The sequence below is a fragment of the Acidimicrobiales bacterium genome, from assembly GCA_036399815.1.
In the GTDB taxonomy this organism is placed as follows: domain Bacteria; phylum Actinomycetota; class Acidimicrobiia; order Acidimicrobiales; family DASWMK01; genus DASWMK01.
This window is the reverse complement of sequence record DASWMK010000122.1, coordinates 1-9255: the sequence shown is the minus strand read 5'-3', so window position 1 is coordinate 9255 and position 9255 is coordinate 1. Positions and strand designations below refer to the sequence as shown.

General features: G+C 77.2%; 12 protein-coding genes. 8 read left to right on the top strand and 4 right to left on the bottom strand.

From position 1 onward, the window contains the following. On the bottom strand, positions 1–721 hold a 721-nt coding region (locus VGB14_08510), incomplete at its 3' end, for a hypothetical protein (GenBank protein HEX9992953.1). Positions 722–728: 7 nt separating this feature from the next. Between VGB14_08510 and VGB14_08505 the strand changes: the two genes are divergently transcribed. The 4 genes from VGB14_08505 to VGB14_08490 all read left to right on the top strand — a co-directional run bounded on the left by VGB14_08505 (position 729) and on the right by VGB14_08490 (position 5358). After that, positions 729–1865, top strand: a complete 1137-nt coding sequence (locus VGB14_08505) for a hypothetical protein (GenBank protein ID HEX9992952.1) — start codon at positions 729–731, stop codon at positions 1863–1865. A 577-nt stretch (positions 1866–2442) separates the two neighbouring features. Continuing rightward, positions 2443–3228, top strand: coding sequence for an enoyl-CoA hydratase-related protein (locus tag VGB14_08500; GenBank protein ID HEX9992951.1), 786 nt, complete (start codon positions 2443–2445; stop codon positions 3226–3228). Next, entirely contained in the window at positions 3225–3788 is a 564-nt protein-coding gene (locus VGB14_08495; GenBank protein HEX9992950.1) for a hypothetical protein, read from the top strand. The genes VGB14_08500 and VGB14_08495 overlap by 4 nt, the downstream gene beginning before the upstream one ends. Continuing rightward, positions 3781–5358, top strand: coding sequence for an acyl-CoA carboxylase subunit beta (locus VGB14_08490; GenBank protein HEX9992949.1), 1578 nt, complete (start codon positions 3781–3783; stop codon positions 5356–5358). Before VGB14_08495 ends, VGB14_08490 begins: the two co-directional genes overlap by 8 nt. Here VGB14_08490 and VGB14_08485 read toward each other — a convergent pair. Then, positions 5355–5597 (bottom strand): hypothetical protein, encoded by a 243-nt coding sequence (locus VGB14_08485; protein HEX9992948.1) that lies wholly within the window; start codon positions 5595–5597, stop codon positions 5355–5357. The two genes, VGB14_08490 and VGB14_08485, sit on opposite strands and share 4 nt — an antisense overlap. A 19-nt stretch (positions 5598–5616) precedes the next feature. On the opposite strand from VGB14_08485, the gene VGB14_08480 reads away from it, so the two are divergent. After that, positions 5617–5835, top strand: coding sequence for a biotin/lipoyl-binding carrier protein (locus VGB14_08480; GenBank protein HEX9992947.1), 219 nt, complete (start codon positions 5617–5619; stop codon positions 5833–5835). Between the two features lies 1 nt (position 5836). Next, complete coding sequence (locus VGB14_08475; protein ID HEX9992946.1) at positions 5837–6556, top strand: enoyl-CoA hydratase-related protein; 720 nt, start codon at positions 5837–5839, stop codon at positions 6554–6556. Here VGB14_08475 and VGB14_08470 read toward each other — a convergent pair. Beyond that, positions 6543–7070: a septum formation family protein gene (locus VGB14_08470; protein ID HEX9992945.1), complete on the bottom strand. Its 528-nt coding sequence runs from the start codon at positions 7068–7070 to the stop codon at positions 6543–6545. The two genes, VGB14_08475 and VGB14_08470, sit on opposite strands and share 14 nt — an antisense overlap. A 3-nt stretch (positions 7071–7073) precedes the next feature. Then, positions 7074–8123: a class E sortase gene (locus tag VGB14_08465; GenBank protein HEX9992944.1), complete on the bottom strand. Its 1050-nt coding sequence runs from the start codon at positions 8121–8123 to the stop codon at positions 7074–7076. Positions 8124–8248: 125 nt separating this feature from the next. On the opposite strand from VGB14_08465, the gene ccmA reads away from it, so the two are divergent. Continuing rightward, entirely contained in the window at positions 8249–8899 is a 651-nt protein-coding gene (ccmA, locus tag VGB14_08460) for a heme ABC exporter ATP-binding protein CcmA (protein HEX9992943.1), read from the top strand. After that, the coding region (locus VGB14_08455) for a heme exporter protein CcmB (protein ID HEX9992942.1) at positions 8889–9255 on the top strand (367 nt) is incomplete at its 3' end. The genes ccmA and VGB14_08455, both read left to right, overlap by 11 nt.

Sequence of the window (9255 nt, the reverse complement as noted above, 5' to 3'; positions counted from 1 at the left end):
CCGCGTACGCGTCGGCCATGCGACCGGGCGAGGCGCGGTGGACGACCGGGCAGCGGGCGGCGGCCAGGACGCGGGCGAGGGTCGGGCCGTAGCCCTCCTCGGCCGGGCCGGTGAGCCAGTAGGTGGCGCCGAGGCCCTCGGCGAGGCGGACGGCGGCGGGCACGTCCTTGCGGGCGATGGCCCGCACGGGGTGGAGGGCGAGGCGGTCGCCGGGGCCGACGCCGAGCGCCGCCCTGGTCGCCGCCCGGTCGCCCGGCGGGTCGTCGGCGTCGAAGCCGTTGCGGACGACGGCGGCCTCGACCCCCCTGGCCGCCAGCTCGGCCGCCGAGCGGCGGTTGACGGCGACGTGCCGCCAGGCCGGGTCGGTCGGCGGCCAGTCGGCCACGTGGGCGAAGCGGGCCCGCTGCCAGGGCAGGTCGTGGTGGTGGAGCAGGGCGGGGCGGCCGGCCAGGGCGGCGGCCACCACGTCGCCGGCCGGGCGGTTCAGCGGCAGCGACAGCAGGTTCTCGACCACGACCAGGTCGGCCCGGGCGAGCGCGGCCTCGACGTCGGCCCGGGCCGGCGGCGTGGGCGCCTCCATGGCCAGGCCGGGCAGCAGGTGGTCGACCGGCCCGTCGCCGGCGACGGTCGTGACGGCGAAGCCGAGGCGGCGCAGCGCGGCGGCCCACGTGCCGGCCACGACGGACACGCCGTCGCTCCCGCCCAGCCGGAACGACAGCATGGCGACCGTGCGCCTCGACCCGACCGACCTCACCTCCCGGGTGCGCGCCGCCCTCGACGCGGCCTGGACGGGACGCTACGCGGTGCCCAGCCCGTCGGCGTACCCCTGGCAGTTCCTGTGGGACTCGTGCTTCCACGCCGTCGTGTGGGCCGCCCTCGGCGACGACCGGGCCGCCGTCGAGCTGGCGTCGGTGTTCCGCTTCCAGTCGCCGGCCGGGTTCGTGCCCCACGTCGCCTACGACGCCGACCCGGCCGTGCTGGCGCCGTTCTGGGGCCGGGAGGCGACCTCGTCGATCACCCAGCCGCCCATGTACGGCCACGCCTGCGCCGAGCTGGCCCGGCGGGGGGTCGACGTGCCCGGCGAGGTGGCCGAGCGGGCCGCGGCCGGGCTGCGCTTCCTGCTCGGGCGGCCGCGGGTGGCCGGCCTCGTCCCCGCCTGCCACCCGTGGGAGACGGGCGCCGACCACAGCCCCCGCTGGGACGACTGGTGCCCCGGCGGGTTCGACCCGGCCCGCTGGTACGACCGCAAGGGCGAGCTGCTGGCCACGGTCGAGCGGTCGGGCGGTGGCGACCCGCTGTCCAACCCGGCGTTCGTGGTCGCCCCGGCCGGGCTCAACGCGCTGGTCGCGTTCAACGCCAGGGAGCTGGCCGGGCTGACCCGCGACGACGCGCTGGCCGCGGCCGGCGACGAGGTGGCCGCCGCGCTGGAGGAGCAGTGGGACGCCGAGGCGGTCACGTGGCGGGACGCCGGGCCGCGGGCCGGCGGCTCGGGGCGGGTGCGGGCCCTCGACGGGCTGCTGCCGGCGCTCGTGTCCGACCGGGCCGAGCGGGTGGCGGCCGCGCTCGCGGTCGCGCTCGACGACGCCGCCTACGGCGGGCGCTGCGGCCCGGCCGGCGTGCACCGCGACGAGCCGGCGTTCGCGCCGAGGACGTACTGGCGGGGGCCGGCCTGGCCCCCGCTCACCTACCTGCTCTGGCTGGCCGCCGGCCGGGCCGGCGACGGGGCCGCGGCGGCGCGGCTGGCGGCCATGGCGGTGACCGGGGCGGCGGCCTCGGGCCTCGCCGAGTACTGGGACCCCGACGACGGGACCGGCCTCGGGGCCGTCCCCCAGTCGTGGGCCGGCCTGGCCCTGGCCATGGCCTGAGCCCGGGCGGCCGCCTCCCGCTCGAGGGCGACGAGGTCGATCACCGGCTCGGGCCGGCGGCGCCTGGCCCGCACGGCGTTGGCCGTGACGTCGGCCAGGCCGGTGAGGGCGACGAGGTCGCCGAAGGACACGAGCAGGTCGACCCCGGGCACGGGGACGACGTGGCCGAGGACGCCCAGGCGGGTGCCGGGCTCGGCCAGCGCGCCGCCGGTCGGCGGGCGCTCGGGCACGTGGCCGTTGAGGGCGAGGACGGCGAGGTTGGCGGCGAGGCCGAGGGCGACGACCGGCGCGCCGACCAGGCGGAGGTTGGCGAGCGTGCCGGCCAGGAGGGCGACGGCGGCGAGCGCGGCGAGCCCGCCGGGGACGTCCACGCCGGTGACCTCGATGGCCACCTGGAGCGCCGCCCCGCCGAGCACCACGGCCGCCGCCCGCACCCTCGGCGGCCGCCGGCCGCCCGGGCGGGCGACCAGGCCGGCGAGCGCGCCGACCAGCACGGCGAGGGGGGCGAGGACCATCCGGACAACGCTAGACGGGCGCCCGCGAGCCCCCTCGCGGGGCCGCAGTAGGTTGGGCGCCCATGCCCGGAGAGGCCGTGCTCTACGAGGTCGCCGACCACGTGGCCCGCGTGACGATCAACCGGCCGGAGCGCCGCAACGCGCTGTCGTGGGCGGTCATGGCCGAGCTGCGGTCCGCCCTGCGGGCGGCCAGGGAGGACGCCGACGTGCGGGTCGTCGTCCTCACCGGCGCGGGGGAGAAGGCGTTCTGCGCGGGCGCCGACCTCGGCGGGATGGCGGGCGGCGACTCGGGCTGGACGGCGCTGCACGACGCCAGGGGCGAGCTGGCCCGGCTGTTCCGCGACCTCTGGGAGCTGGGCAAGCCGACCATCGCCAGGGTGCGGGGCTACGCGCTGGCCGGCGGGTTCGGCCTGGCCCTCGCCTGCGACCTCGTCGTCGCCGCCGACGACGCCACCTTCGGCACCCCCGAGATCGACGTCGGCCTCTGGCCGTTCATGATCACGGTGCCGCTGTGCCGGTCCATGCCGCCGAAGAAGGCGCTGGAGCTGATGATGACCGGCCGCCGGGTGACGGCCGAGGAGGCCGACCGCATCGGGTTCGTCACGAGGGTGGTGCCGGTCGACGGGCTGGACGCGGCCGTGGACGAGCTGGCCGCGTCGCTGGCCGCCAAGTCGCCGGCCGTGATGCGGCTCGGGCGCGACTCGTTCCACGCCGTGTGGGACCTGGCCGCCGAGGACGCGCTCCGCCTGCTCCACCCGATGCTCACGGTGACGGCGGCGACCGAGGACGCGGCCGAGGGCATCGCCGCCTTCGCCGAGAAGCGGCGGCCGGTGTGGAGGGGGCGGTGAGCACCCGCGAGGCGCTCGACGGGGACGACCCGCTGGCGCCGCTGCGCCGGCTGATCGGGTCGGTGGTGGCGAGGACGGCGGCGCTGACCGCGGCCGTCAGCGGCCGGGAGGCGCCCGTCCCCCGCCGCCGCTGGGACCCGGCCGCCTACCGCCGGCGCTGGGAGGCGGCCGTCCGCCGCCACCAGGAGCTGACCGGCGCGCCGCTCCACGAGGCCCGCACCGCGGTGACGTCGATGGTGCAGCAGGCGTCGTGGCTGGCCGAGTCCGTCCCCGGCTTCGCCGACGACCCCAGGCTCCTCGTGCGGGCGATCGACGAGATCATCAGGGTCGGCACCGACCTCGGCGTGGACGGGGTGACGTCGCTCGACGCCCAGCGCCTCTGGTACGAGAGCGAGGCCGAGGCCAAGGCGCCGCCCCGCCGCCGGCGCCGCGGGCTGCGCCACCCGATCCGGCGGGCGAGCGACCTCGAGGCCAGGCTCAACCGCCGGGCCCAGTGCCGCCACGCGTGGGAGGCGTGGGCCGCGTCCCGGCGGGCGGCGACGGAGGCCGACGGTGCCTGACCAGCCGAACCTGCACGACTGGAAGCCGCTCGTCGAGGACCTGGCCGCCCGCCGGGAGCGGGCCGCCGGCATGGGCGGGCCCGAGCGGGTGGCCCGCCAGCGCAGCCTCGGCAAGCTGCCCGTCCGCGAGCGCCTCGACCTCCTCGTCGACCCGGGCACGTTCGTCGAGTACGGCCAGCTGGCCGACGCCATGGACCCGGCCCTCGCCGACAAGGGCCACCTCGCGGCCGACGGCGTCGTCACCGGCGTCGGCGAGGTCGACGGCCGGCGGGTTGCCGTCGTCGCCTACGACTTCACGGTGATGGCCGGGTCGATGGGCGCGGTCGGCGAGCACAAGACGGCCCGGATGCGGGAGCTGGCCCTGCGCCAGCGCATCCCCGTCGTCTGGCTGCTCGACTCGGGCGGCGCCCGCATCCAGTCGACCACCGGGTCGACCTTCGCCGGCGCCGGCGCGCTGTTCCGGGAGCAGGTGGCGCTGTCCGGCGTGGTGCCCCAGGTGGCCGCCATGCTGGGCCACTGCGCGGCCGGCACGGCCTACATCCCGGCCCTCGCCGACTTCGTGCCGATGGTGAAGGGCACGTCGTCCATGGCCCTCGGCGGGCGCCACCTCGTGAAGGCGGCGACCGGCGAGGACGTGACCGAGGAGGAGATGGGCGGCTCGGAGGTGCACACGAAGGTGAGCGGCGTCGCCGACCTCGAGGTGGCCGACGACGCCGAGTGCCTGGCCACCGTGCGCCGCTACCTGTCGTTCTTCCCGGCGAGCAACACCGAGCCCCCGCCGGTCGCCGAGTGCGACGACCCCGTCGACCGCAGGGTCGAGGAGCTGTACGACGTGGTGCCGACCGCGCCCCGGCGGGCCTACGACGTGCGCAGGGTGGTGCGGGCCGTCGTCGACCACGGCGACTTCTTCGAGCTCAAGCCGGCGTGGGCCCGCAACCTGGTCGTCGGGCTGGCGAGGGTGGGCGGCCAGCCCGTCGGCGTCCTCGCCAACCAGCCGATGGTCCTCGGCGGCGCGCTCGACGTGAACGCGGCCGACAAGGCGGCCCGGTTCGTGTGGCTGTGCGACGCGTTCGGCATCCCGCTCGTGTTCCTCCACGACGTGCCCGGGTTCATCGTCGGCTCCGCCGTCGAGCGCCAGGGGATCATCCGCCACGGCGCCAAGATGCTGTTCGCGGTCAGCGAGGCGACGGTGCCGAAGGTCAGCATCGTGCTGCGCAAGAGCTACGGCGCCGGCTACTTCGTGATGAACGGCACCGCCTACGAGGCCGACTACGTCGCCATCTGGCCGACGGCCGAGATCGCGGTCATGGGCCCCGACGGGATGGTCAACATCATCCGGCGCAAGGAGCTCGAGCGCTACCCCGAGGGCGACGAGCGCGACGCCGCCCGCATCGCCATGGCCGACGAGCTGCGGCGCAACATCGACCCCTACATCGCCGCCGGGCATGCAGCCGTGGACGACGTGATCGACCCGGCCGACACCCGCCTCGCCATCTGGCGGGGCCTGCGGGCCAACCGCACCAAGCAGGTGCCCCGCCCGTGGCGCAAGCACGGGGTGCTGCCGGTCTAGGCCCTGGCCCGCTCCACCAGCCAGACGATCAGCGCCGCGCACAGCACGGACATGATCAGCCCCGGCGTGTAGTTCTCGCCGAAGAGCAGCCGGCCGACGATGCCGCCGACGAGCGACCCGCCGATGCCGACGAGCGCGGTGCCGAGGCAGCCCATCGGGTTCGGGCCGGGGACGGCCAGCCGGCCGAGCGCGCCGATGATCAGCCCCGAGATCAGGAGGCCGAGGAGGTAGACCAGCACGTCGCTAGTGTGCCCGCCCATGGCCGAGGTCAGGGCTGAGATCACCGCCAACGTCTGGCAGGTGCGGGTCGAGGTCGGCCAGCACGTCGAGGAGGGCGACGAGCTCGTCGTCCTCGAGTCCATGAAGATGGAGATCCCGGTGACGGCGCCGACGGCCGGCACGGTCACCGAGGTCAGGGTGGCGGCGAAGGACCAGGTGGCCGAGGGCGACGTCGTCGCCGTCGTCGAGCCCGGCTGACGTGATCCACGTCGAGGACCGGGGCGGGGTCGTCCTCGTCACCATCGACCGCCAGGAGCGCCGCAACGCCGTCGACCGGGAGGCGCTGGAGGGGATCGCCGCCGCCGTCGGGGCGGCCGACTGCCGGGCGCTCGTCCTCACCGGGGCCGGCGGCCACTTCTGCGCCGGGGCCGACCTGACCACGCTCGAGGACGAGCGCTTCGCCGACGTGCTCCGCACGGCGCTGGTCGCCCTCCGCGACGCCCCCTTCGCCACGATCGCCGCCGTCGACGGCGCCGCCCTCGGCGCCGGCACCCAGCTGGCCGTCGCCTGCGACCTGCGGGTGGCGACCCCGGCCGCCCGCTTCGGCATCCCGGCCGCCAAGCTCGGCCTGATGGTCGACGCCTGGACGGTGCAGCGCCTGTCGCTCGCCGCCGGCCCCGGCCTGGCGAGGGCCATGCTGCTCGCCGCCGAGACCGTGAACGGCGAGGAGGCGCTGCGGGCCGGGCTGGTCCACCGGGTCGGCGGGCTGGACGACGCCCTCGCCTGGGCCGACGACGTCGCGGCCCTCGCCCCGCTCACCGTCGCCGGCCACAAGCTGGCGCTGAACCGGCTGGAGCCGGCCGTGGGCGACGACCCCGAGGTGGCCGCCGCCTTCCGCCGGGCCTGGGCCAGCGCCGACCTGCGCGAGGGCAGGGCCGCCTTTGCCGAGCGCCGGTCCCCGACGTTCAGGGGAGCGTAGCGACCGGGCCCTCGAGCGGGGCGTCGCCGGCGTCGAACAGGACGCAGACGACGGCGCGGTCGCCGGTGGCCCAGCTCTCCTCGTCCGGGTAGACGGTGCCGATCCCGTACGGCGTGCGGTCCGCGGTCGTCCCGAGGGCGTCCTCGAAGGCGCTGACGCAGCGGTCCTGCGCGAACTCGGCCAGCGGCCCGTTGCCCGGGTAGGCGTCGCCGCCCTCGTCGTAGGGCACGACGGCGTACACCTCGTTGCGGTGGGGCTCGTCGCAGTCGACGGCGTGCACCTGCTGGAGCAGGGACGGCTCGTCGCTGCGGACCTCGCCCTCGTCGAAGCAGTCGCCGACGCCCAGGTCGACGACGGGCACGAGCGGGCCGGTGGCCGTCGTCGTCGTGCTCGCCGCCGTGGTCGGCGTGGTCGAGGGCGAGCCGGCCGCCGGCTGGGAGTCACCGTCGTCGCCGCTGCACCCGCCGGCGACGAGCGCGGCCGCGACGACGAGGGCGGCGGCGGCGCGGCGCACGGGTCAGTAGCTGGCCGGCAGCAGCCGGGAGAACTGCGTGAAGAACAGGAACAGCGCGGCGAGGAACACGGGGGCGCCGAGCACGTAGGCCGGCCACCGCCGCCACATCCGGCCGAGCACCCAGAACCCGGCCCACACGACGGCGCAGGCGATGGCGAGCAGGATCGACGGGCGCACGGCCGCCGGGTCGCCGCCGTCGTCGTCCAGGTACACCTGGGCGACGAGGTGGGGGGTGCCGGTGGTCGCCCCGCTGGCGTCCACGCCCGGCTCGGCCTGCTGCCCGGCCGGCGGGCCCGGCGCCGGCTCGCCCTCGAGCTTGGCCCGCACGACGATGCGCTGGCGGCTGCTGTAGCGGGGGTTGCAGGACGTGAGCGTCAGCTGGGCGTCCTCGGTGGGGGCGACCACCTCCCACTGGGTGGGGGTGACGATCTGGGTGAACTCGACCTCGTAGGTGAACTCGCCCTGCGCCGTGGTGACGAGGATCTCGTCGCCCTGCTGGAGCTCGTTCACCCGGTAGAAGGGCGCGCCGTGGGTCGTGCGGTGCCCGGCGATGGCGACGTTGCCGAGCTGGCCCGGCATCGGCGTGTCCGGGTAGTGGCCGGGGCCCTTGGCCAGCTCGCCGAGGTCGACGCCCTCGACGACGATCCAGTCGACGCCGATCGTCGGGATCTCGATGCGGGCGAGCGGGTCGCCCTTCGGCGGGGCCGCCAGCGCGGGGAGGGCGGTCGTGGTCGTCGTGGCCGGCTGCCCGCCGTCGCCGTCGTCGTCGCCCCCGCCGGCGGTCGTCGCCGTGGTGGACGGGGCGGTGGTGGGCGTGGGCGCCCTGGCCAGCATGGCCTCGAACCGGTCCCTGAGGTCGTCCTGGGTCCTCGCCGTGATCACGCCGGTGCCCCACAGCTGGTACACGACGAACAGCAGGATGATCACGCCGGCCACGATGAACGTGCGGCCGACGGCCCCGAGGGCGCGGGCCAGCCGGAGCCCCTTCGGGCGGGACGGCCGCGCCCCGGGGGTCGCGCCGGTGGGCGCGTCCGGGGCGGTCGTCACGGCCACCGCCGGAGGTTACCGAACGGGCTGGCTGGCGGCCCATCGGCCCCTCCGGCGCTTTGTCGGCCGGGAAGGGCCGCCGATACCCTCGCGGCATCGCCGACCTCCCCGCCGTCCACCTCCGCGCCGCGGTGTCGCTGCTCGGCCGGTTCCCCGCGCTGGCCGGCGCGGACCTCGACGTGGCCGAGGGCGAGGTCGTGCTGCTCACCGGGCCGAACGGGGCCGGGAAGACGACCCTCCTGCGGGTGTGCGCCGGGCTCCTCCCGGTGGCCTCGGGCGAGGCCGTCGTGCTCGGCGTCGACGTCGTGGCCGACCGCCGGGCCGTCCGCCCGCTCGTCGGCCTGCTCGGCCACCGCACCGGGCTGTACGACGACCTGACCGTCGCCGACAACGTCCGCTTCTGGGCCAGGGCGGCCGGCCGGTCGGCGGCCGAGGCCGACGCCGCCCTCGACCGGGCCGGGGTCGGCGGCCGCCTGCGGTCGGTGCCGGTCGCCCGCCTGTCGGCCGGGCAGCGCCGCCGCGCCGCGCTGGCCGTGCTGCTCGCCCGCCGGCCCCGGCTGTGGCTGCTCGACGAGCCCCACGCCGGCCTCGACGCCGCCGGTCGGGACCTGGTCGACGGGGAGGTGCGGGCCGCGGTCGCCGCCGGCGCCACCGTGCTCGTCGCCTCCCACGAGCTCGAGCGGGCCACCGGCCTGGCCGACCGGGTCGTGTCCCTGGCCGGCGGCCGGGTGCTGGAGGCGCCGGTCGCGGCCCCGCCGAGGGAGGGCGCCGGTGTGGCGTGACGCCGCCCTCGTGGCCGGCAAGGATCTGCGCCTCGAGGCCCGCTCCCGGGTGGCGACCAACCAGGTGGCGCCGTTCGCGCTGCTCGTCCTCGTCCTGTTCGCCTTCGCCCTCGACCCGGACCGGGGCATCCTCACGAGGGCGACGGCCGGCCTCTACTGGGTCGCCGTCCTCCTCGCCACGCTGCTCGCCGTCCACCGGGCCTTCGCCGTCGAGTCGGCCGACGGGGTGCCCGACGCCCTGCGCCTCTCCGGCCTCGACCCCGCCGGGGTGTTCCTCGGCAAGGCCGCCGCGCTCGCCGTCGAGCTGCTCGCCCTCCAGGTCGTGCTGGGCGTCGGGGTCGTCGTCCTCTACGGCG

Bases quoted from the DNA above. Each gene is read 5' to 3' on its own strand.
- VGB14_08500 (HEX9992951.1), top strand. From the start codon at position 2,443: ATGCCCGGAGAGGCCGTGCTCTACGAGGTCGCCGACCACGTGGCCCGC.
- VGB14_08480 (HEX9992947.1), top strand. From the start codon at position 5,617: ATGGCCGAGGTCAGGGCTGAGATCACCGCCAACGTCTGGCAGGTGCGG.